22 protein-coding genes are annotated in these 23,711 nt (G+C 48.2%); all 22 read left to right on the top strand.

What is annotated here, in order from left to right; translation table 11 throughout:
• The first annotated feature begins 17 nt into the window (after positions 1-17).
• The 22 genes from A1sIIB60_RS04625 to truB all read left to right on the top strand — a co-directional run bounded on the left by A1sIIB60_RS04625 (position 18) and on the right by truB (position 23,699).
• Positions 18-878, top strand: a complete 861-nt coding sequence (locus A1sIIB60_RS04625) for a phosphatidate cytidylyltransferase (protein WP_095689303.1) — start codon at positions 18-20, stop codon at positions 876-878.
• Positions 875-2,044, top strand: coding sequence for a dual-specificity RNA methyltransferase RlmN (gene rlmN / locus A1sIIB60_RS04620; protein WP_095689302.1), 1,170 nt, complete (start codon positions 875-877; stop codon positions 2,042-2,044). Before A1sIIB60_RS04625 ends, rlmN (A1sIIB60_RS04620) begins: the two co-directional genes overlap by 4 nt.
• On the top strand, positions 1,962-2,987 hold the full coding sequence (rlmN, locus tag A1sIIB60_RS04615; protein WP_095689301.1) for a dual-specificity RNA methyltransferase RlmN: 1,026 nt from the start codon (positions 1,962-1,964) through the stop codon (positions 2,985-2,987). Before rlmN (A1sIIB60_RS04620) ends, rlmN (A1sIIB60_RS04615) begins: the two co-directional genes overlap by 83 nt.
• Positions 2,988-2,997: 10 nt before the next feature.
• On the top strand, positions 2,998-3,483 hold the full coding sequence (locus A1sIIB60_RS04610) for a DinB family protein (RefSeq protein ID WP_223298653.1): 486 nt from the start codon (positions 2,998-3,000) through the stop codon (positions 3,481-3,483).
• Between the two features lies 1 nt (position 3,484).
• Complete coding sequence (locus A1sIIB60_RS04605; protein ID WP_095689299.1) at positions 3,485-4,912, top strand: gamma-aminobutyraldehyde dehydrogenase; 1,428 nt, start codon at positions 3,485-3,487, stop codon at positions 4,910-4,912.
• A gap of 122 nt (positions 4,913-5,034) precedes the next feature.
• On the top strand, positions 5,035-6,210 hold the full coding sequence (locus A1sIIB60_RS04600; protein WP_095689298.1) for an ABC transporter substrate-binding protein: 1,176 nt from the start codon (positions 5,035-5,037) through the stop codon (positions 6,208-6,210).
• Positions 6,211-7,359 (top strand): ABC transporter ATP-binding protein, encoded by a 1,149-nt coding sequence (locus A1sIIB60_RS04595; RefSeq protein WP_095671299.1) that lies wholly within the window; start codon positions 6,211-6,213, stop codon positions 7,357-7,359. It begins immediately after the preceding gene.
• A gap of 12 nt (positions 7,360-7,371) precedes the next feature.
• The gene (locus A1sIIB60_RS04590; RefSeq protein ID WP_095689297.1) at positions 7,372-8,220 is read left to right on the top strand and encodes an ABC transporter permease; all 849 of its coding nucleotides are present in this window, start codon (positions 7,372-7,374) and stop codon (positions 8,218-8,220) included.
• A complete protein-coding gene (locus A1sIIB60_RS04585) occupies positions 8,217-9,053 on the top strand; it encodes an ABC transporter permease (RefSeq protein WP_095689296.1) in 837 nt (278 codons plus the stop codon). Before A1sIIB60_RS04590 ends, A1sIIB60_RS04585 begins: the two co-directional genes overlap by 4 nt.
• Positions 9,054-9,114: 61 nt before the next feature.
• Positions 9,115-10,527, top strand: a complete 1,413-nt coding sequence (locus tag A1sIIB60_RS04580; protein WP_095689295.1) for an NAD(P)/FAD-dependent oxidoreductase — start codon at positions 9,115-9,117, stop codon at positions 10,525-10,527.
• Between the two features lie 23 nt (positions 10,528-10,550).
• Positions 10,551-11,549, top strand: coding sequence for an agmatinase (gene speB / locus A1sIIB60_RS04575; RefSeq protein WP_095689294.1), 999 nt, complete (start codon positions 10,551-10,553; stop codon positions 11,547-11,549).
• Positions 11,550-11,565: 16 nt separating this feature from the next.
• Positions 11,566-12,711, top strand: a complete 1,146-nt coding sequence (gene dxr / locus A1sIIB60_RS04570; protein ID WP_095677874.1) for a 1-deoxy-D-xylulose-5-phosphate reductoisomerase — start codon at positions 11,566-11,568, stop codon at positions 12,709-12,711.
• Positions 12,711-13,859, top strand: coding sequence for a M50 family metallopeptidase (locus A1sIIB60_RS04565; RefSeq protein WP_095689293.1), 1,149 nt, complete (start codon positions 12,711-12,713; stop codon positions 13,857-13,859). The genes dxr and A1sIIB60_RS04565 overlap by 1 nt, the downstream gene beginning before the upstream one ends.
• 55 nt (positions 13,860-13,914) lie before the next feature.
• Positions 13,915-15,066, top strand: a complete 1,152-nt coding sequence (ispG, locus tag A1sIIB60_RS04560; RefSeq protein WP_095671293.1) for a flavodoxin-dependent (E)-4-hydroxy-3-methylbut-2-enyl-diphosphate synthase — start codon at positions 13,915-13,917, stop codon at positions 15,064-15,066.
• A gap of 21 nt (positions 15,067-15,087) precedes the next feature.
• Positions 15,088-16,821 (top strand): proline--tRNA ligase, encoded by a 1,734-nt coding sequence (locus tag A1sIIB60_RS04555; RefSeq protein ID WP_095689292.1) that lies wholly within the window; start codon positions 15,088-15,090, stop codon positions 16,819-16,821.
• 1 nt (position 16,822) lies between these two features.
• Positions 16,823-17,608 (top strand): sulfite exporter TauE/SafE family protein, encoded by a 786-nt coding sequence (locus A1sIIB60_RS04550; RefSeq protein ID WP_095689291.1) that lies wholly within the window; start codon positions 16,823-16,825, stop codon positions 17,606-17,608.
• A gap of 70 nt (positions 17,609-17,678) precedes the next feature.
• Positions 17,679-18,182, top strand: coding sequence for a ribosome maturation factor RimP (gene rimP, locus A1sIIB60_RS04545; RefSeq protein ID WP_095689290.1), 504 nt, complete (start codon positions 17,679-17,681; stop codon positions 18,180-18,182).
• Positions 18,175-19,161, top strand: coding sequence for a transcription termination factor NusA (nusA, locus tag A1sIIB60_RS04540; RefSeq protein WP_095689289.1), 987 nt, complete (start codon positions 18,175-18,177; stop codon positions 19,159-19,161). The genes rimP and nusA overlap by 8 nt, the downstream gene beginning before the upstream one ends.
• 89 nt (positions 19,162-19,250) lie before the next feature.
• Positions 19,251-19,529, top strand: coding sequence for a YlxR family protein (locus tag A1sIIB60_RS04535; protein ID WP_095671288.1), 279 nt, complete (start codon positions 19,251-19,253; stop codon positions 19,527-19,529).
• Between the two features lie 135 nt (positions 19,530-19,664).
• Positions 19,665-22,382, top strand: coding sequence for a translation initiation factor IF-2 (infB, locus tag A1sIIB60_RS04530; RefSeq protein ID WP_095689288.1), 2,718 nt, complete (start codon positions 19,665-19,667; stop codon positions 22,380-22,382).
• Between the two features lie 2 nt (positions 22,383-22,384).
• Positions 22,385-22,816, top strand: coding sequence for a 30S ribosome-binding factor RbfA (gene rbfA / locus A1sIIB60_RS04525; protein WP_095689287.1), 432 nt, complete (start codon positions 22,385-22,387; stop codon positions 22,814-22,816).
• A 10-nt stretch (positions 22,817-22,826) separates the two neighbouring features.
• Positions 22,827-23,699, top strand: a complete 873-nt coding sequence (gene truB, locus A1sIIB60_RS04520) for a tRNA pseudouridine(55) synthase TruB (RefSeq protein WP_095689286.1) — start codon at positions 22,827-22,829, stop codon at positions 23,697-23,699.
• The last annotated feature ends 12 nt before the right edge of the window (positions 23,700-23,711 follow it).

Raw genomic sequence — 23,711 nt, 5'->3', positions numbered from 1 at the left:
GTTCTTAACACCACAAAGTGTCTGATCTACATTCGATTAACGAGGCGATTAATAAGCGCGCTGGAAGAAAACTTCTTCCTTCGATCGCAGTATCGCTCTCGCTAATCGCACTTGTTTGGTTTGCACTTGCTTATCAGCGGGCAATTTTTGCCCTCGTGGTTACGATTGCAGTAGTACTCGGAATTCGCGAGCTAAATAAAGCATTTACAGCAGTTGATATTCATATTCCACTTTGGTCACTTACTACGGCTGCAGTTGGCCTATGTGCCGCTACCTGGTTCGGCGGAATCTCTGGTCTAGCCGTAGCTACTGCAATTGCCTTCCCTTGCCTCTTGGTTCTACTACTTCCACGAGGAACGGTTGACTTTGTTAAAACCGCATCCGCATCCGCACTTGCACTTGTCTATCTACCATTTCTAGCAGGCTTCTTGATCTTGTTGGCTCGCCCCAGCAATGGGCTAGAGCGCGTCATGACTTTTGTGGTTTTGGTTGGATGTAATGACACCTTCGCGTATTTAACTGGCGTACTTTTCGGCAAGCGCCCACTTGCGCCCAAGATCAGCCCCAAGAAAACCATAGAAGGCTTACTTGGCTCACTTGTATTTACTATCGCTGGTGGCGCTATCGCATTTAATTACATTATGGGCGCCGAGTGGTGGTTAGGTGCACTCGCTGGACTATTAACTGTTTTCACCGCAACATCAGGAGATCTAATTGAATCTGCGCTAAAGCGCGATATGGCGATAAAAGATATGGGAAATCTCTTGCCCGGCCATGGCGGAGTTATGGATCGCCTGGATTCGGTTTTGTTTGCCGCTCCTGCGCTATGGCTTGCCCTTGAAATTGTGCGTCGCGCACAAGACTCAGGGATTTTATGAGCACCAGACCTGATGCAAATCCTGAACTCAAATTAGTTTTCGATGAACCACCGCAACGCAAGAAGGCGCCGAAACATTTAGCAGATCTATCACCTGCTGATCGAAAGATCTGGGCGAAAGAACTTGGCCTGCAACCTTTCCGTGCTTCGCAAGTTGCAACTCACTATTTCTCTCACCTATCTAATGACCCAGAAGAGTGGACTGATATCCCAGCGGCTGAACGTCAATCAATCGCTGATGCGCTAACACCAAAGTTAATTCATCTGGTTACCTCGCGCACCACAGATAACGGAATGACCCGTAAAGATCTTTGGAAATTGCACGATGGTGTTTTAGTTGAATCCGTATTAATGCGTTACACCGACCGCGTCACCGTTTGTATCTCATCTCAAGCAGGCTGCGGAATGAACTGTCCGTTCTGTGCGACCGGCCAGGCTGGTCTCACTCGTAATCTAACTGCTGGTGAAATCACCGAACAGATCGTGGCTGCAGCGCGAGCTTGTGCAAATGGCGAACTCCCTGGGGGAGAAGCGCGTCTTTCCAATATCGTATTTATGGGAATGGGTGAGCCACTAGCAAATTACAACGCAGTTGTTCGCACGCTTCGCAACATCACAGATCCAAACCCAGATGGTTTAGGAATTTCCGCTCGTTCAGTAACAGTTTCCACAGTTGGTTTGGTAAATGGAATTGAAAAGCTGATGGATGAGGGCATCAACTGCACCTTGGCGGTTTCTCTGCATACGCCAGATGACGAACTTCGCGACTCACTTGTACCAATTAACTCGCGGTTTAACGTTCGCGAAGTTCTGGCTGCAGCCGATGCATATGAGAAGAAGACTGGTCGCCGTTATTCAATCGAGTACGCGCTAATCCGCGACATCAATGATCAATCCTGGCGCGCAGATTTATTGGGGCGTTTACTCAAAAGCCGCAACGCCCACGTTAATTTAATCCCACTCAACCCAACGCCTGGTTCGAAATGGACCGCTTCCCGCCGCGAAGACGAGGAAGAGTTTGTCCGTATCCTGGAGAACTATGGCGTTCCCGTGACCGTGCGCGATACCCGCGGGCGTGAGATCGATGGCGCCTGCGGACAGTTGGCAGCAGCCGAAAAGAGTAAGTGCTTCGCAAGTTGCAACTCACTATTTCTCTCACCTATCTAATGACCCAGAAGAGTGGACTGATATCCCAGCGGCTGAACGTCAATCAATCGCTGATGCGCTAACACCAAAGTTAATTCATCTGGTTACCTCGCGCACCACAGATAACGGAATGACCCGTAAAGATCTTTGGAAATTGCACGATGGTGTTTTAGTTGAATCCGTATTAATGCGTTACACCGACCGCGTCACCGTTTGTATCTCATCTCAAGCAGGCTGCGGAATGAACTGTCCGTTCTGTGCGACCGGCCAGGCTGGTCTCACTCGTAATCTAACTGCTGGTGAAATCACCGAACAGATCGTGGCTGCAGCGCGAGCTTGTGCAAATGGCGAACTCCCTGGGGGAGAAGCGCGTCTTTCCAATATCGTATTTATGGGAATGGGTGAGCCACTAGCAAATTACAACGCAGTTGTTCGCACGCTTCGCAACATCACAGATCCAAACCCAGATGGTTTAGGAATTTCCGCTCGTTCAGTAACAGTTTCCACAGTTGGTTTGGTAAATGGAATTGAAAAGCTGATGGATGAGGGCATCAACTGCACCTTGGCGGTTTCTCTGCATACGCCAGATGACGAACTTCGCGACTCACTTGTACCAATTAACTCGCGGTTTAACGTTCGCGAAGTTCTGGCTGCAGCCGATGCATATGAGAAGAAGACTGGTCGCCGTTATTCAATCGAGTACGCGCTAATCCGCGACATCAATGATCAATCCTGGCGCGCAGATTTATTGGGGCGTTTACTCAAAAGCCGCAACGCCCACGTTAATTTAATCCCACTCAACCCAACGCCTGGTTCGAAATGGACCGCTTCCCGCCGCGAAGACGAGGAAGAGTTTGTCCGTATCCTGGAGAACTATGGCGTTCCCGTGACCGTGCGCGATACCCGCGGGCGTGAGATCGATGGCGCCTGCGGACAGTTGGCAGCAGCCGAAAAGAGTAAATAGACTCCAAGTCATGAGTACACAGGGCATGAGCATCAACGAGCAGGCAGCAGTTTACGAATCTTCTACCCAATACTTTTTAAATTTGGCGCGTGGAGTAACAGCTGATCAGTTAGATATCAAAGATCCTGAAGGTTGGTCTGCTCGTCAGATAATTCATCACTTAGCAGATTCAGAAGCGCAGTCATATGCGCGCTTGCGTCGTTTAGTCGCAGAACCTGAAGGATCGATAATCCAAGGTTACGATGAAAATCTTTGGGCAACTGCGCCGCAACTTGGTTATGAAAGTGCACCAGTGGAAAACTCAATTGCTGTCTTTGTGGCAGTACGAGCTGGTTCACTCGACATTGTTAAGCGTCTGCAAGAGTCAGATCTGGAAAAGTCTGGGGTTCACTCAGAATCCGGTCACTACACAATTGCTAAATGGTTAGAAGGTTATTCCAAACATCCAGTTGATCACGGTGATCAACTAATTCGCGCGGTAAAGGGGCAGAAGTAAAATGAAAAAGTTGCAGAACTTTGTTAATGGAAAGTTAGTTGACTCATCTTCTGGGGAGACAACGACGCTGATTAACCCAGCAACAGGAGAAGCATTCGCAACTGCACCGAATTCAAACGCTGCCGATGTCGATAAGGCCATGTCTGCCGCTGCTAACGCCTTCACCGAATGGCGTGATTCAACTCCTTCAGAGCGCCAACGCGCGCTCCTTAAAATTGCCGATGCGATTGAATCTCGCGCAGCTGAGATCATCGCCATCGAATCCGAAAACTGCGGAAAGCCAATTGGACTAACAACTTCAGAAGAAGTTCCTCCAATGATTGATCAGATCCGCTTCTTCGCTGGCGCTGCTCGCAACCTAGAAGGTAAATCGGCAGGTGAATATATGAAGGGAATGACCTCATTTATTCGTCGCGAGCCAGTAGGTGTCTGCGGGCAAGTAACTCCATGGAACTACCCAATGATGATGGCGGTTTGGAAATGGGCACCGGCAATTGCAGCAGGTAACGCAGTGGTACTAAAGCCAAGTGATACAACTCCAGCATCAACAGTATTTATGGCCGAGATCATGGGCGAATTTTTGCCAGATGGCGTGATCAATGTGATTTGCGGAGAACGCGAAACTGGAAAAGCTGTTGTTGAGCATGCAACGCCAGCGATGGTTTCAATTACTGGCTCAGTGCGCGCAGGTATGGAAGTTGCGGGAAGTGCCGCAAAGCAGTTAAAGCGCGTTCACCTCGAACTCGGTGGCAAGGCTCCAGTTGTAGTCTTTAACGATGCAGATCTAGAAGCAGCTGCAGCAGGTATCGCTATCGCAGGCTTCTTCAACTCAGGTCAAGATTGCACCGCTGCAACTCGCGTCTTGGTGCAAGAAGGCGTCTATGAAGAGATGGTCAAACTTCTCGCCCACCAAGCAACTAACGAGATCGCAGTTGGTATGCCAAATGAAGATGTAATCGTTGGTCCGGTAAATAACGCTGCTCAATTCGAACGCGTTAAAGGTTTCCTAAATCGCGTGCCATCACATGCGCGCGTGGTCGCAGGTGGGTCTGCCCTAGATCGCGCAGGTTATTTCATCGCTCCAACAGTAATCGCAGACTTGCGTCAGCAGGATGAGCACATCCAATCTGAAATCTTCGGACCGGTCATTACTATCCAGAAATTTAAGGATGAGGCTGAAGCGATCGCCCTTTCAAATGGCGTCGAGTACGGGCTGGCATCATCCGTCTGGACCAAGGATCACGGCACCGCGATGCGCATGGCCAAGGCCTTTGACTTCGGCTGCGTCTGGATCAATACCCATATCCCAATCGTTGCCGAGATGCCGCACGGCGGCTTCAAGCGCTCTGGCTATGGCAAAGATCTATCGGCCTACGGCTTTGAGGATTACACCCGCATCAAGCACGTCATGACCAACCTAAACGGGTAAAAAATCAGATAAATTTTCGCTAAATCACAGCGAAATTGTTTGGCGTGCAGGGCAAATCGGTTACATAATGAGCCCTGCACAACCGTCCCTTGTTCCGGAAAATCAAAAAGGAGCCCATCAACATGGCTAAGAAGTCACCTCTATCACCAGAAGCACGTTCAATTATTAACGCACGTGTTTCACGTCGCGCAGTTCTCGCAGGTATCGGTGGCGTTGGCGCTGCTGGTGCGCTCGCCGCATGCGGATCAGGCGGAGACTCTGCTGCATCAGGTGAATTAGTTCGTTGGGGCAACTGGCCTCTTTACTTAGATTTCGATGAAGCGAATAAGACTTATCCAACACTTGATAAGTTCACTGAAGCAACTGGTATTGAAACTAAATACTTTGAAGATTACAACGATAACGATGAGTTCTACGGAAAAGTTCAAGCGCAACTAAAGCTAAACGAAGATATTGGTTACGACCTTGTCAGCCCAACCGACTGGATGGCAGCGCGTTGGATTCGCCTCGGTTATGCGCAGAAGTTTGATGCTGCAAATATTCCAAATAAGACAAATATTCTCGACACTCTTGCATCACCTTCATACGATCCAAAGCGCGAATCAACTCTTACCTGGCAAGGCATCATGGGTGGTTTCGGTTGGAACACTGAAAAGAACCCAAAGGGTGTTCGCACACTCGATGATCTCTTTGCTCCAGCAAATAAGGGCAAGATCGTTGTGCTCTCTGAACTTCGCGACACAATTGGAATCATCTTGCTAGCGCAAGGTGCAGATCCTGCAACTGTTACTGAAGATCAGTTCATGAACGCAGTTGATTTCATGGCTGGAAAGATTTCAGATGGCTGGATTCGCGGCGTTAAGGGCAACGAATACGCAGAAGATCTCACCTCAGGCGATGCAACTGCTGTTATCGGTTGGTCTGGAGATATGTTTATCTTGGCTTCAGAGAATGAAGGAAAGTTTGACTTCGCAATTCCTGAGTCAGGCGGAACTATTTCAGGCGATAATCTCTTGATCCCATCAACTGCAACTCCAGAAGCTAAGGCAAGCGCTGAAAAGTTGATCAACTGGTACTACGACCCAGCGATCGCAGCAGAAGTTGCTGCCTACGTTAACTATGTAACTCCAGTTAAGGGCGCTCAAGCTGAGATGGAAAAGATCGATCCAGATCTAGCTAAGAGCGAATACATATTCCCAACTGAAGCAACGATGAAGAATCTCAGCGTCTTCCGTTCGCTAACTCCAACAGAAGAGACTGCTTGGACCGAAGCGTTCCAGAAGGCCGCCGGCAACTAAGTGTCTTTTGACGCTAGTTCGGCGCGAGGGGATTTAATACTTACTCGAATCACTAAGGAGTATGGTGATTTCAAGGCGGTAGATGATCTTTCACTTACCATCCCTAAAGGTTCATTCTTTGCACTACTTGGACCTTCTGGTTGCGGTAAGACAACAACCTTGCGCATGATCGCAGGACTTGAAGAACCAACGATTGGCAGCATTCACTTAGGTGAAACAGATATCACGACAACAAAGCCTTATCAGCGTCCAATCAATACCGTTTTTCAGAACTACGCGCTCTTTCCACATTTAACTATCTTTGAAAATATCGCTTTCGGCCTGCGCCGTCGCGGTATTAAAGATGTAGATGCCGAAGTTAATAAGGTACTTAACCTCGTTGAACTTCCGCATCTAGCAGGTCGTAAACCAACCCAGCTATCTGGCGGACAACAACAACGCATCGCACTTGCTCGCGCGATCGTTAACCGTCCAGCGCTTCTGCTTCTCGATGAACCACTTGGCGCGCTCGACCTTAAATTGCGTCGCCAAATGCAGATCGAACTTAAATGGATTCAGAAAGAAGTTGGTCTTACCTTCGTTCACGTAACTCACGATCAAGAAGAAGCCATGACTATGGCCGACACAATCGCCGTTATGAATGAAGGAAAGATTGAGCAGATGGGATCTCCTGCAGATCTCTACGACAATCCAGAGACCGCATTTGTTGCTAACTTCCTTGGACAATCAAATCTAATTAAGGGAACAATCACCGGAAACGATGGCGATTCAATCATCGCCGATCTTTATGGACAGAAGATTTCACTTCCAAAGAACCGTTCTCATGCAGTCGATAACTCAATGTATGCAGGTATCCGCCCTGAAAAATTCCGTATTTCATTGCTAGATACACCTGTTTCAGGAAACGTTCTAACTGGTGGACGCATCGAAGATGTTTCTTACATCGGTGTTTCAACTCAGTACCAAGTCGAAATGCCTTGGGGACAAGAGCTAATGGTCTTTGAGCAAAACGATGATGGAGTCGCGCCATTTAATAAGGGTGATGCAGTAAACATTTCTTGGGCGCCAGTCTTCACATTCGCACTTCGCGGCGATGAAGATGTAACTGCTGGCTCTGAAGTAAATCCCGAAGATCTAGACGAAGAGTAAGTCGCAACTTCGATGCAAAAGATCAGAACGCCTTACCTTCTTCTTTTGCCAGGTTTTGCATTCCTCTTTACCTTCTTCATCCTGCCGATCGCGAATTTGGCACAGACATCTACCCAGACGCCCTTAAGCGGGGGAGATACCGGCCAATACGAACAAACCTTCCGATTTGGAAACTACATCGATGCTTTTGTCGAAAACAAGGAACAGTTCGGCCGCTCATTTATCTACGCACTTATCGCAACGTTGCTAGCGCTAGCGATCTCTTATCCGCTCGCCTATGCAATCGCCTTTAAATCAGGCAAATATAAAAACTTCTTCTTAGTTCTAGTCGTCGCTCCGTTCTTTACATCTTTCATTCTTCGCACAGTTGCCTGGAAGCAGATACTTGGTGAAGAAGGATTCGTAGTTCCGACTCTGCGAACAATCGGAGTTATCAGCGACAGTACAACTTTAACTTCGACCGCATTTGCAGTGGTCATGGGTATGACCTATAACTTCTTACCCTTTATGACTTTGCCGTTATATGCCTCGATCGATCGCATTGATCCACGCACCTTGGAAGCATCAGGTGATCTATACGCCAATGGTTTTACTACCTTCCGCAAAGTCACCCTGCCGTTATCTATGCCAGGTGTTGTTGCAGGAACTTTGCTGACATTTATTCCAGCAGCTGGTGACTATGTAAATGCTGCGATCTTGGGTAGCCCAAATACCAAGATGATCGGTAATGTTATTGAATCTCGCTACTTCAAGATTGTTGATTACCCAACCGCGGCAGCGCTCTCATTTACATTGATGGCGGCGATCTTGATCCTGGTAACGCTCTATATCCGCAAGGCCGGAACGGAGGAGTTGGTATGAGCAAGAAGATCGCTGAAGCAAAAGCGCCAACAATTTCTCCGGTTCTTAGATTCCAGCGTTGGTTTGGACGTAATTTAATCCGCGTTTATATGTTCTTGGCCTTCACCTATCTCTTTATTCCAGTTGCCTACACCTTTGCATTCTCGTTTAATGATTCCGGAAAGAGCAACTTAATCTGGAAAGGCTTCACCCTCGATAATTGGCAGAACCCTTGTGGCGCACCTGAAGTCTGTAACGCCTTAGCAAATTCGATCAAGATCGGCCTACTGGCAACTATCTTCTCAACGATCTTAGGGACGATGATTGCATTTGCAATTGGCCGCCATAAATTTAGAGGTCGCTCAACTTCAAATCTCTTGATTTTCTTACCGATGGCAACCCCTGAAATTGTCCTTGGCGCATCGTTGCTTTCTCTCTTCCTAGTACTTCACATCAACCCAGGATTTTGGCCAACTGTTATTGCGCACGTGGTTTTCTGTATCTCCTTCGTTGTAGTTACTGTGAAGGCGCGTATCGCAAGCCTTGATCCGCGACTTGAACAAGCTGCGATGGATTTGTATGCCAATGAATTTCAAACTTTCCGCCGCGTAACTCTTCCACTAGTGGCACCTGGTATTGCAGGCGCTGCGTTACTAGCCTTCAGTCTTTCCTTCGACGACTTTATTATTACCAATTTCAACTCAGGAACTGTTATAACTTTTCCCAAATTTGTTTATACCGCGGCCGCTCGTGGTATCCCGGCGCAAGCAAATGTAATTGCCTCAAGCATGTTCTTCCTTGCACTTGCGATCGTTATAGCGGGGCAGATCCTAAATCGCCGTAAAGCGCGCTAAAGTACGCCTTAACTACTACTAGTAATTGCAGAGGTGATTTCCGGGCTTACCGGAAAACGTGATGGCGAATATCGACCCATCGATTCTTAACCATTTATCCCAGATGCAGCCAGAGCTTTATTGGTTGGATGAAGATCCACTCGAACCAATGCCGCATCCAACGTTAATCGGCGATGTGAGATCAGATTTATGCATTGTCGGTGCCGGTTACACCGGTCTTTGGACGGCGCTCTTAGCTAAGGAAGCAAATCCAGAACGCGAAGTTGTTGTTGTCGAACAGCGCGAAACTGGTGCGGGTGCTTCCGGTCGCAACGGTGGTTTCTGCAGTTACTCACTAACCCATGGATTTATGAATGGATATAGTCGATTTAAAGATGAGATGGCGGTTATTGAAAAGCTAGGTCGCGAGAATTTAGATGCGATTGAGGCGACAATAAAGAAGTACGGAATCGAATGTAATTTTGAATGGAACGGTGAACTTCGAGTTGCTGTCGAAGATTGGCAGATGCAGGGGCTAGGAGAAGAAGCCGAACTCCGTAATTCATTCGGTGACAACGTTGAGCTTTTAAGCCAAGAGCAAGTACAAGCCCGAGTTAAATCTCCAATCTACAAAGGAGCGCTCTGGGATCCAGATGGCACGGCGCTAGTAGATCCTGCTCGCTTAGTCTGGGGGCTCGAACGAGCATGTATCAGCCTGGGTGTAAAGATATTTGAAAATTCGCATGTAGATCGTTTAGAGCGCACTAAGAACGGCATGATTGTTCACACTCCATATGGAAGCGTTTATGCCACAAAGGTTGCACTCGCTACAAATGTTTTCAAGTCACTCATTAAACGCGCGCATAAATATGTAGTTCCTGTCTATGACTTCCAACTAGTTACTGAACCTTTGACCGCTGAACAACTCCAATCAATTGGCTGGAAGGAGCGCGAAGGCCTATCTGATGCAGGTAATCAGTTCCATTACTATCGAATGACTAAAGATAATGAGATTCTTTGGGGCGGATATGACGCCATCTATAACTTCCGTGGCAAGGTACGACAAGAGTATGAAACAGATGCTGAAACGTATGCACATCTGGCAGAAGCATTCTTAGAAACTTTCCCGCAGCTAAAGGGAATTAAATTCACACACGGCTGGGGCGGAGCAATAGATACTTGTTCGCGCTTCTCACCTTTCTGGGGAGCCGCTTATGGTGGACGCGTCGCCTATGTATTGGGATATACAGGTTTGGGAGTTGGTTCAACGCGCTTTGGCGCCCAAGTAATGCTTGATCTATTGGATGGCAAAGATAATGAGCGAACCAGATTAAAGATGGTTCGCAAGAAGCCGATGCCATTTCCACCCGAACCTCTCAGATTCATTTTTATCCGCCTCACGCAGTGGTCGATCAATCAGGCAGATAAACACCACGGCAAGCGCAATCTCTGGCTCAGACTCCTGGATTCACTTGGCCTTGGGTTCGATTCTTAATCGTTAGCAACTATCCTTAACCAATGGCAAACCACGGCAATATGTATGGACCAAGTTTTACATTTCTTGGAATCCCACAGTGCGATTTAGATGATCCAAAGTCATACGCTGATGCTGATGTAATCATTGTTGGCGCACCAATTGATTCCGGAACTTCACATCGCTCTGGTGCCAAGTTTGGTCCGCAAGCAATTCGCGGCGGAGATTATCTGCCACATGATGCTGAGCGCCCACACCTTGCCCTGCGCATCGATGCGCTAAAGGCGCTAAAGGTTTATGACGCAGGCGATTTGATGATGCCACCTGGAGATCTAGTTTCATCCTTAAAAGTTTTAGAAGAGGCAACTGAAAAGATTTCGCGCGCTGGAAAGATTCCGGTAATTCTTGGGGGAGACCACTCGATCGCATCAGCAGATGTTGCAGGTATTGCAAAACACCGCGGCCTTGGCAAAATTTCCATGATCCACTTTGATGCCCATGCCGACACAGGTGAGGATCAATTTGGTGCGCTAGTTGGTCACGGAACTCCAATGCGTCGCTTAATTGAATCAGGCCATGTTCGCGGTGATCGCTTCCTGCAACTAGGGCTTCGCGGATATTGGCCAGATGACAAGACTTTAAATTGGATGCGCGATCAAGGTATGCGCTCATACGAGATGACAGAAATCCATCACCGCGGGCTCAATAAAGTTCTTGATGAATCCTTTGCAACCCTTACCGATGGATGCGATGGCGTATTTCTCTCAGTGGATATAGATGTGGTTGATCCAGGCATGGCTCCAGGCACCGGAACTCCCGAACCAGGTGGAATGACTAGCCGTGAACTACTTGAAGCAGTGCGTCGTATCTGTCTAGAACTTCCCGTTGTCGGAATTGATGTCGTTGAAGTTGCTCCTCCATTTGATAGCGCTGATATCACCGCAATTCTTGCCAACCGCGTTGTATTAGAAGCTTTATCTGCGATCGCAAAACGTCGTAGCGGAACTCCGTATTCACCAACGCAAAATCTTCTCGATAGATAGTTAATTGGTAGCAGCAGTGAAAGATTTAGTAATCCTTGGTTCAACGGGATCTATTGGTGTTCAGGCACTGGAAATTGTTGAGGCCAATCCATCGCTATTTCGCGTTGTTGCTATAACGGCAGCTGGCAGTAATACCGAACTATTAATTTCCCAAGCAAAGAAATTCAACGTTCCCGTAATTGGCGTTACTAAGAACGCTGATCAAATTAAAGCTGCGCTACCTAATGCAACGGTAATTGATGGGCCGCTGGCATCCACTGAAATAGCAGCGATCACTTGCGATGTAGTTTTAAATGGCATAACTGGTTCAATTGGATTAGGCCCAACTCTGGCAGCTCTTCGTGTGGGAAATCGCCTCGCCCTAGCCAATAAAGAATCACTCGTGGCAGGCGGTGAATTAGTGATGTCTCTGGCAAAGCCTGATCAATTATTGCCGGTTGATTCTGAACATTCGGCTCTCTGGCAATCGCTAATGGGTGGAAAGAAATCTGAAGTTTCCAAGTTAGTTCTCACCGCAAGTGGAGGCCCATTTCGCGACCGCACTGATTTATCTGCGATCACTGTTGCAGAAGCACTTAACCACCCAACTTGGTCGATGGGGCCGGTCGTAACAATTAACTCTGCGACGCTTGTAAATAAGGGCCTTGAGATAATTGAAGCCCACTACCTATTTGCGATTCCTTACTCACAAATTGAAGCAGTTATTCATCCGCAATCAGTTGTGCACTCAATGGTCGAGTACATAGATGGATCAACGATTGCCCAAGCATCGCCTCCAAATATGAAGGGGCCAATCTCTTTCGCAATTAACCACCCAGATCGCGTAAAGGCGGCAACAGCGCCAATTGATTGGACGCAATCTCATACCTGGACATTTGCACCGATCGATAACGAACGCTTTCCAGCAATTGATTTGGCGCGACGTTGTGGCGCGCTCGGCGGCGGACTACCTGCAATTTTCAACGCGGCAAACGAAGTATGCGTTGCCTCGTTTATCTCAGGAAAAATTGGCTTTACTTCGATCGTGGAAACAGTTGAAGAAGTCGTCCAGAAGCTCGGCGGAAAATCGGCAAGCGCCCCGCGTGATCTATCTGATGTCAGTGCCATCGAAGAGGATGCGCGAGCAATCGCCACCGAACTTCTTCAGAAAGCAGCCCGTTAATGCAACTCGTCGGAATCCTCGCCTTTATCTTTGCCCTGCTCTTCTCAGTGATGGTGCACGAATTTGGGCACTACCTCACAGCGCGTCGTTACGGAATGCGAGTCTCTGAGTTCTTCGTTGGATTTGGCAAGCGCATCTGGTCGCGTCAACGTGGTGAAACTGAGTTCGGAATCAAAGCTATCCCAGCCGGTGGTTATTGCCGCATCGACGGAATGACTCCACGCGATGAGATGCCAGAAGGTGAAGAAGGCCGTGCTTTCTATCGCGCATCATCAGGGCGTAAATTAATTGTCTTAGGTGCTGGTTCATTTCTTCATTTTGTTCTCGGCTATCTCTTACTCTTCGTTCTTTTAGCTGGCGTTGGCGTAAATCAAGTTCTACCCGTTATTGATTCCGTTGCCGCAAATAGCGCTGCAGCAGCGGCTGGTTTTCAAAAAGGTGATCAGATCATTGCAATTGACGGTGATCGCTCAACCGATTGGCAAGATCAACTTTTAAAGATCCGAAACTCAGAAGGGCGCCCGCTCACCTTCACCATTGAAAGAGGCGGTGTAATTCAAGATATTTCGGCAGCACCGCGGATGACCGATATCGATGATGGCACATCACGTTATGTACTCGGCATTATCAATGAATTCGGAACTAAGCGGATGAGCCCAGTTTCATCAGTTACTCGAGCAGCCGAGTTAACTTGGAGATTTACTTCTGCATCAGCAACCTCTCTTGTACAACTTCCTACCAAGATCCCTGCACTTTGGGGTCAGACATTTGGTGGCGAAGAACGAGATCAAAATGGTTTAGTCGGAGTCGTCGGAGTTGCCCGCGTATCTGGTCAAGCAGCAGCTAGCGGTGAGTTAGATCTGGCTGAACGTCTCGGAACATTTATCTTGATTGTTGCTAGTTTAAATATCTTTGTAGGTCTCTTTAATCTCTTACCGATATTGCCACTAGATGGTGGCCATATGGCGGTAGCTATTGCAGATGAAATTCGTGCGCTCTTTGCACGAATCCGCCGAAAGCCAAGACCAGCCGCTATTGATGTGCAAGTGCTCACACCAATTACTGCAACGGTCTTTGTGATCTTGGCTGCGCTGACTGTCCTACTTTTGATTGCAGATATCTTCAATCCAATTTCGCTCAACTTCTAAGCAGCGCTGCGGCGGTTAAATCGCCGATTACCTATTTTTGGTGCAGAATAGCCCCATGGTTGATCTCGGAATTCCTAGCGCCCCTCCTGCTCCACTTCATCCGCGACGTAAGACGAAGCAGTTGCGAGTTGGCAGCGTCGGGGTAGGTAGCGATTCACCAGTGAGCGTTCAATCGATGTGCACAACGCTAACTGCCGATGTGAATTCAACTCTGCAGCAGATCGCTGAACTAACCGCTGCTGGTTGTCAGATTGTTCGTGTTGCAGTTCCAAGCCAAGATGATGCAGATGCGCTTGCTCAGATTGCAAAGAAATCACAGATTCCAGTTATTGCAGATATTCACTTCCAGCCAAAATATATTTTCGCCGCAATCGATGCTGGTTGTGCCGCGGTCCGTGTAAACCCAGGAAATATCAAACAATTCGATGACAAGGTAAAAGAGGTAGCCAAAGCCGCAGGTGATGCTGGTATTCCAATTCGTATCGGAGTAAATGCCGGATCACTTGATCCACGGTTACTTGCAAAGTACGGCAAAGCAACTCCTGAAGCACTTGCCGAATCTGCGCTCTGGGAAGCTTCGCTCTTTGAAGAACATGGTTTCTCAAATCTAAAGATTTCAGTTAAGCATCATGACCCTGTCACTATGGTTAACGCTTATCGCATTTTGGCAGCAAAGTGTGATTACCCATTACACCTTGGCGTCACCGAGGCAGGTCCTGCCTTCCAAGCAACAATAAAATCTGCAACCGCATTTGGAATTTTGCTCGCAGAAGGAATCGGGGACACGATTCGCGTATCAATGTCGGCACCTCCTGTTGAGGAAGTAAAAGTTGGTATTTCAATTCTCGAGTCACTTAACTTACGCCAACGTAAGCTCGAGATTGTCTCTTGCCCTTCATGCGGTCGCGCACAAGTAGATGTCTATACCTTGGCTGAAAAAGTACAAGCAGGGCTCGAAGGAATGACCGTTCCACTTCGCGTTGCAGTTATGGGTTGTGTCGTAAATGGACCCGGCGAAGCGCGCGAGGCAGATCTTGGAGTTGCATCTGGAAACGGTAAAGGCCAGATCTTTGTTAAGGGTGAAGTAATCAAGACCGTTCCTGAAGCGATGATCGTTGAAACTCTTATCGAAGAAGCGATGCGTTTGGCTGAGGAAATGGAAGCCGCTGGCGTTGGTTCAGGCGAACCTTCCGTCACAGTTAAGTAATTACGCGATAAGGTTGCGCCCATGTTGCGCATGTCCAGCCTATTTCTTCGCACACTGCGCGATGATCCTGCCGATGCAGAAGTTCCAAGCCATAAGCTCTTAGTACGCGCGGGATATATCCGCCGTATCGCTGCTGGAATTTACTCATGGTTGCCACTTGGCGTAATCACTCTACGCAATGTCGAAAATATCATCCGTGAAGAAATGGATAAGGCTGGATTTCAGGAAGTTCATTTTCCAGCGCTCTTGCCGAAAGAGGCATATGAGGCCACCAATCGCTGGGAAGAGTACGGACCATCGCTCTTTAGATTGCAAGATCGCAAAGGTGGAGATTATTTACTAGGTCCAACCCACGAAGAGATGTTTACCTTGATGGTTAAAGGTGAATATTCATCCTATAAAGACTTACCGTTGACCATTTATCAGATTCAAAATAAGTTCCGCGATGAAGCGCGCCCACGTAGCGGAATCATCCGCGGCCGCGAGTTCGTTATGAAGGATTCTTACTCATTTGATTTAACTGATGAGGGCCTCGGAATTTCTTACGACAAGCATCGCGATGCCTATATCACCACCTTCGATCGTCTCCACCTTAAGTACAACATCGTTAAGGCAGTCTCTGGCGCGATGGGTGGATCTAAATCGGAAGAGTTCTTAGCGCCTTGCCCAACCGGTGAAGATACTTATGTTCTCTGCCCGAAGTGTGGATTTGCAGCAAACGTAGAAGCGATGGTCACCAAAGTTACGCCTGCCGATGCATCAGGTGTTCCAGCGCTTGAGGAACTCGATACTCCAAATACTCCAACCATCGATTCACTAGTTGATGTACTCAATTTAAAATTCGGTGGCGGATTTACCGGTGCATCAACTCTAAAAAATGTTTTGTTGATGGCCGATAAGAAAGCGATCTCAGTTTTGGTTCCCGGTGATCGCGAAGTCGATCTTAAGCGTTTGCAGGCAGGGTTACCTGGAGTAGAAGAGCTGCGTGTATTTGAAGAAGCAGATTTTGCAAAGCACCCAGGATTAGTTAAGGGATATATCGGCCCACAAGATGCTGGAAAGTTTGGCATCACTGTCTACGCCGATCCTCGCGTTGCACCTGGTACTTCTTGGGTAACTGGTGCAAATAAGAAAGATCGCCATGCCCGCAACGTAGTTAACGGTCGTGACTTCACACCTGACGCATATGTTGAAGCTGCTGAAATTCGTGAAGGCGATTCATGTCCAGAATGTTCAACTGCAGTAGTTATTGATCGCGCTATTGAGATCGGTCATATCTTCCAATTAGGTCGCAAGTACGCGGATGCACTTGGTCTTACTGTGCTTGATCAAAACGGTAAATCACAAGTTGTCACAATGGGCTCTTATGGAATCGGCGTATCGCGCGCAGTAGCGGCAATCGCTGAACAAAGTTATGACGAGATTGGCCTGGTTTGGCCGCTAGAAGTAGCGCCAGCGAAGGTACACATCGTTGCCACTGGTAAAGAAGATCTGCCATTTGATACCGCGCTAGATATCGCAACCAAGCTTGAGGCATCTGGCATCACAGTAATGCTCGATGATCGCCGTGATCCAAGCGCTGGCGTTAAATTTAAAGATGCCGAGCTAATCGGAATCCCTGTGATTATCGTTGTTGGTAAATCACTTGCAGATGGCAAGATCGAGCTCCGTAACCGTAAATCAGGTGAGAAATCTGAAGTTGCAGTTGGTGATGCCATCTCTGCCGTAACAACTCTAATCGCATCACTTTCCTAAAGTGTTTGCAGATCTAACTCTCTACACACTGGCCTTTCTGGCAGCTGCTGCTTTCTGCGCTGGACTTATTGATGCGATAGCTGGCGGGGGAGGGCTAATTCAACTTCCCGCAATGTTGATAGGACTTGCAAAAACTGAAACCGTTGTAGTTCTCGGAACAAATAAAGTCCCCTCGATCTTCGGAACAACTGCGTCCGCGCTCACCTATCGCCGAAATATAAAGGTAAGTTCGAAGCTATTAATAGTAATGGCGATACCCGCCTTTATTGGATCGATGGGTGGTGCATCTCTTGCCTCACTTATTCCAACAGAAGTTTTGAAACCACTAGTTGTTGCGCTCTTAATCGCAGTTCTGATCTATACCTGGAAACGTCCGCAACTGGGGCAGATTGAATCGATGCGTCATAGTGAAAGCAAACGGTTGAAGATCTCGGCTGTTGCGGCGTTAGTAATTGGTTTCTACGATGGCATCATCGGCCCAGGGACCGGTTCTTTTCTAATTCTTCTACTGGTTGCAGTTATGGGCTTTGCATTTCTATCAGCCTCTGCAATAGCTAAAGTCGTCAATGTAGCTACCAACGGCGGTGCCATTCTGGTCTTTGGCGTCAACGGTGAAATTCTCTGGAAAATTGGCCTGACCCTGGCGATCGCCAATGTCTGTGGCGGACTAATCGGAGTTCGCATAGCCCTACGTGGCGGCTCAGGTTTGGTGAGAAAAGTCTTTATGGCAATTACGGCAGCGCTGATTCTAAAAGTAGCTTTCGATACTTTTACCGCGCTGCGTTAACCATAAAATAATCGGTGCTAAACTTGGGACGTAGTAAAAAACTAAATAACAAATTAATAAGGAGCCAGAAGTGTCACTGACACAGTCAATTACCCAGTTGATCGAACCCGCTGTTACAGAAGCCGGTTTCTTCCTAGAAGAAGTCCAATTAACATCTGCCGGCAGCCACCGCGTAGTTACCTGCATCGTTGATGGCCAGAGCCCGCTAAACCTAGATCAAGTCACCGTTGTCTCACGGTTGATCTCAGAACTTCTTGATACCGCTACCTTTATGGATGAAACACCTTTTACTCTAGAAGTAACTTCACCTGGTGTTGATCGTCCACTAACTCTGCCACGCCATTGGACCAAGAACTTAACTCGCTTGGTAAAGGTAACTCTGCAAGATGGAACTGTTACCACTGGTCGCCTCACTGAATTTAACGAAGTAACAGCGACGCTCGTTGAAAACATCAAGGGGCGAATCAAAACCCATACCGTTAACTTCGCAGATATAAAGCGTGCAGTCGTTGAAATCGAATTTAACCGAAAAGAAGAAGCTCAGAATTTAAATGACGAGGCTGGCGATGAATAAAGGCCAGGTCGATGTCGATGCGCTAATCGCGCTGGCAACCCATAAGCAGATGCCACTTGAAGATTTGATTACTGAAATTGAAGCAGGAGTATTGACCGCTTACTACGAGACTGATGCGCCAAAGCGCCAAGCCCGTGCCAGCATCGATCGCGAAACTGGCGAGATTGTTATCTGGGTTCCGACATTTAACGAACTTGGCGAAAGAATCTCAGAAGATCGCGATGAACCGGAAGGTTTTGCGCGTACCGCAACTTCGACTGTCAGACAGGTCATCAAGTTAAAGATGCGTGCTAATAACGATGCTGAAATTGTTGGAGAGTTCAGCGCATCCGTTGGCGATGTTATCTCTGGAATTGTGCAGCAAGGTCGCGATCCCAAGATGATTAACGTCAACCTCGGCAAAGTTGAAGGTCGCATTCCTCCGCAAGAACAAGTTCCTGGTGAGGTTTACAATCATGGCGATCGCATCAAGTGCTTTGTAGTTGAAGTTAAACAGGGAATGAAAGGGCCAGAGATCATGCTCTCGCGCAGCCATCCTGCGCTAGTTAAGCAACTCTTTGCACTCGAAGTTCCCGAAATCAACGATCGCATCGTTGAGATTATGGAAGTTGCGCGCGAGGCAGGACATCGCACAAAGTTGGCGGTCCGCTCACACCGTGCAGGTGTTTCACCTAAGGGATCTTTAATTGGTCCAATGGGTTCACGTGCCAATGCAGTTATGGAAGAGCTGCATGGTGAAAAAATTGATATCGTCGATTGGTCAGAAGATCCTGCACAATTTGTTGCGCATGCACTTTCTCCTGCAAAAGTTACCAAGGTTGAAATTGTTGATCTTGCAACGCGATCTGCAAAAGTAACCGTGCCTGATTACCAACTCTCACTTGCAATTGGCAAAGATGGACAGAATGCGCGGCTGGCTGCACGCCTGACTGGTTGGCGTATTGATATCCATCCCGACACCCCAACTGTGCCTAGGTGATTGGACCTAAATAAACGCACCTGCTACGCAGGGATTTAGGTGAAATAGCCGCTCTTCGCTATCCTTAACCCTTGTTGAAGGTTAGAGAAATGGCTGCAATGCAAAGAGGTATCAAACCGATACGCACCTGCATCGTTTGTCGTAAATCTCAAGAGCCTTCGCAGCTATTGCGAGTCAACTGTGTTGATGGGGTAATTACTCCAACAAGCGGTGGAAAATCTCACGGTAGGGGAGCCTGGCTCCACTTATCTTGTGGCTACATCGCAATAGATCGGAAAGCGTTTAAATCAGCCTTCAAGCTGGAGCAAGCGCCGGATCTTTCAAAATTTAAAGTGTTCTTAGATGAGCGTTTAAAGTCAGACAATTAGTTATTAACTTAAAGATATGGATGCGAAAGATATGAAACTCAAATGAGCTCGTTCAGATTATGAGGTCTTACAACTAAGGCTCGCATCCCTAGATAAATATCTAGAATAAAGATTGCGGGCCAAGACAGGAGAAATGTGTCAAAGGTCCGCGTACATGAGTTGGCAAAACAACTCGGTATGGAGAGCAAGGTTGTCCTTGCAAAACTCCAAGAAATGGGCGAATTCGTCCGCTCAGCATCATCAACTGTAGAAGCGCCGGTCGTGCGCAAGCTCATCGAGATGTATCCCGATGCCAAGCCAGTTTCCGATGCCAAGCCAGTTAAGAAAGCAGCTGCAAAGAAGACCGCTGCTAAGAAAACTGCAGAAGTTAACCCTGAACTTGCCGCCGAACTTGCCGCCGAACTCGGCGTTGATTTAGAGGCGCTAAAAGCATCGCGCGCTGAAAGCGCTGCGGCAACGGCTCCTGCACCAACACCTGTTTCAGATGAAGAAGCGCCAGCTGCTGAAAGTAAACCGGCTGCTCCACGTCCTGGAAATAATCCATTCTCAACTTCTGGTGGAACAACACCTGCAGTTCCACGTCCGCCACGTCCCGGAAATAATCCATTCTCAACTGGCGGCGCAGTTCCACGTCCACCACAACGTCCTGCAGGTGCACCAGGTGCACGTCCCGGAATGTCAGGACCACGTCCTGGTTCTGTTCGTCCTGGTTTTGCAGCGCGTCCAAATACTCCACGACCAGCAGGTAGCGGCGGTCCTGGAAATTATCAGTCACGTCCTGCAGGTGCAGGTGCACCAGGTTCATCTTCTGGTCCATATCGTTCCGGTGGTCCTTCATCTGGCGGTCCTTCAACTGGTGCACCAACTACTGGTGGCCCACAACGTCCAGGCGGCGGTCCTAATCGTGGTCCAGGTCGCGGCGGCGCTGCAGGTGCATTTGGAAAGAATGCAAGTAAGAGCAGCAAGCGCAAACCAAAATCAAGAAAAGCGCTGCGCGATGAATTCGACAATATGCAAGCTCCACAATTGGGTGGCGCAGTTATTCCTCACGGTGATGGAAAGACTCAGATCCGCATGCGTCGCGGTTCAACCCTGGCAGATTTCGCTGAAAAGATCGGTGCAGATGCAGCAGCGTTGGTAGCTGCGCTATTCCACTTAGGTGAAATGGTTACTGCAACTCAATCAGTAGATGCTGACACATTTGAAATTCTTGGTGCACAACTTGGATATGTAATCCAAATTGTTAGCCCAGAAGATGAAGACCGCGAACTCTTGCAAGATTTCGATATCGATCTTGCGCAAGAACTTGCCGATCTGGATGCAGATCTACTGGTTGCACGTCCCCCAGTTGTAACTGTTATGGGACACGTCGATCACGGTAAGACCAGTTTGCTCGATGCCATACGTAAATCTGAGGTCCTAAAGACCGAAGCCGGTGGAATCACTCAGCACATCGGTGCCTACCAAATTCACCATGATCATGACGGCGTAAACCGTGCGATTACCTTTATCGATACACCTGGCCACGAAGCGTTCACCGCTATGCGTGCTCGTGGTGCCAAGGTCACAGATATCGCAGTACTCGTTGTTGCAGCAGATGACGGAATCATGCCGCAGACAATTGAAGCGTTAAACCACGCTCAAGCTGCAGATGTCCCAATCGTTGTCGCCGTTAACAAGGTTGATAAAGAAGGCGCGAACCCAGATAAGGTCCGCCAGCAATTGACCGAGTACAACTTGATCGCAGAAGAGTACGGCGGAGAAACTCTCTTCGTAAACGTCTCTGCTAAATCAGGTGTAGGCGTTAACGAACTCATCGATGCAATTCTTCTAACAGCAGATGCTGCAATCGATCTTCGCGCAGTTGCCGAAGATTCAGCGCGCGGTGTTGCCATTGAAGCTCACCTCGATCGCGGTCGCGGACCAGTTGCCACAGTTCTTGTGCAACGCGGAACGCTCAAAATCGGTGATGCAATTGTTGCTGGCGGTTCATTTGGTCGCGTTCGTGCGATGCTCGATGAGCACGGTGAGAGCGTAGAAAGCGCTGGACCATCACGTCCAGTGCAGGTTCTAGGTTTCACATCGGTTCCAAGTGCAGGCGATACCTTCTTGGTTGCAGATGAAGACCGAACTGCGCGTCAGATCGCTGAAAAGCGTCAGGCTGCAGAACGTAACGCGCAACTTGCTAAGGCGCGCAAGAAGGTTTCACTTGAAGACTTTATGGAGCAGTCCAAGGTCTCAACACTTAACCTCATCCTTAAGGGTGACGTTTCAGGTTCTGTAGAAGCGCTCGAAGATGCACTTATGCAACTCGATGTCGGAGCAGAAGTTGATCTTCGCGTTATCCACCGTGGCGTAGGTGCAATCACCAAGTCAGATATCACTTTGGCTTCAGCATCAACTGCTGTAGTTATTGGCTTTAACGTGAAGCCAGAACCACAGACAGCGATATATGCTGATCAAGAAGGTGTAGAAGTTCGCTTCTATTCAGTTATCTACAACGCAATTGAAGAGATCGAGCTATCTCTTAAGGGCTTGCTCAAGCCAGAGTACGAAGAAATCGTTCTCGGTAATGCAGAAGTCCGTGAGATCTTTAAATCTTCAAAGGCCGGCAATATCGCAGGTTCTATCGTTCGCGATGGTTCTATCAAGCGAAATGCCAAGGCGCGCATCATGCGCGGTACTGAAATCATCGCCGATGACCTAACCATTGATTCGCTCAAGCGCTTCAAAGACGATGCCACCGAAGTTAAAGAAGGCTTCGAGTGCGGTATTGGCCTTGGCAATATGAAGGATCTGCAAATCGGAGACACCATTCAGGTCTTTGAGATGCGCGAGAAGAAGCGCGCATAATTATGGGCCAATCACATCGCACTCAGAAAGTTGCCGATCGCATCAAAGTGGTAGTGGCGCAGCTGCTTGAGACGAAGATTAAAGATCCTCGTCTCGGTTTCGTCACTGTCACAGATGCGCGCGTAACTGGCGATCTGCAAAATGCGTCGATCTTCTACACCGTGCTCGGTGATGAAGAACAACGCGCTGCAACTGCCGCTGCACTTGAGAGCGCAAAAGGAGTCATTCGCAGCGCTGTAGGTCGCGATCTTCAGACTCGCATTACGCCTACGATCGAATTCTTTGAAGATGGACTTCCTGAATCTGCGAAAGCACTTGATTCACTCTTGGATAAGGTCCATGTTCTGGATGCTGAGGTTGCTCAACTGCGCAAGAATGCAACATTTGCTGGGGGAGCAGATCCCTATAAAGTTCCAAAAGTTATTGAAGATTAACTCCTAACTAATGGATGGCTTTCTAGTTGTAGATAAAGCACCCGCCATGACTAGCCATGATGTTGTGGCAGTTGCGCGCAAGGCACTTGGCACACGCAAAGTTGGCCATGCTGGCACGCTAGATCCGATGGCAACCGGCGTACTCGTTCTCGGTTTTGGTAACGGAACTCGCTTATTGCAGTACATCACCGATGGCGACAAGTCTTATCTGGCAACTGTTGTATTAGGTGCGGCAACAGTTACCGATGATCAAGAAGGTGAAGTCATTTCTGAAGCTGATGCTTCAAAGATTACCGACGAAGAAATTAGAGTAGACCTTTCCAAAATGGTGGGGGAGATTCAGCAACGCCCAAGTTCGGTATCTGCTGTAAAGGTTGCAGGAGAGCGCGCCTATGACCGAGTGCGCGCCGGCGAAGTATTTGAGCTGGCCGCTCGTACGATCACAATTTCATCTTTAGATGTACTAGATATTCGCCGTACCAGTTCACGAATTGAGATAGATATCGATGTCACATGTTCGGCTGGCACTTTCATCCGCGCTATCGCACGCGATCTAGGAAGCGAATTAGCCGTTGGTGGTCACTTGTCAGCGCTGCGCCGTACGCGAGTTGCGGGATTCGCAATTGATCAGGCGATTACCTTCGATGCGCTCAAGGCGCAAGATTTTAAAACTTTAGATCTAGCAGATGTTGCGCGTGCCACATTCTCGGTCCGCGAGTTAGCTCTTGATGAGGTTGCCGAACTCTCATTCGGAAGACCACTTCCTTCAAATTCAGGTGAAGATATCTTTGCTGCGCTCTCACCAGATAACCGCCTAATTGCACTTTTACAGAACGAATCCGGCAAGGCAAAACCAATAGCGGTTTTTGCAGCGGCGAATTAATTCAGAGATAAT

Source organism: Candidatus Planktophila lacus, assembly GCF_002288385.1.
GTDB classification, from domain to species: Bacteria; Actinomycetota; Actinomycetes; order Nanopelagicales; family Nanopelagicaceae; genus Planktophila; species Planktophila lacus_D.
Note: the sequence above shows the minus strand (reverse complement) of the source record. Positions and strands in the feature narration are given on the sequence as shown.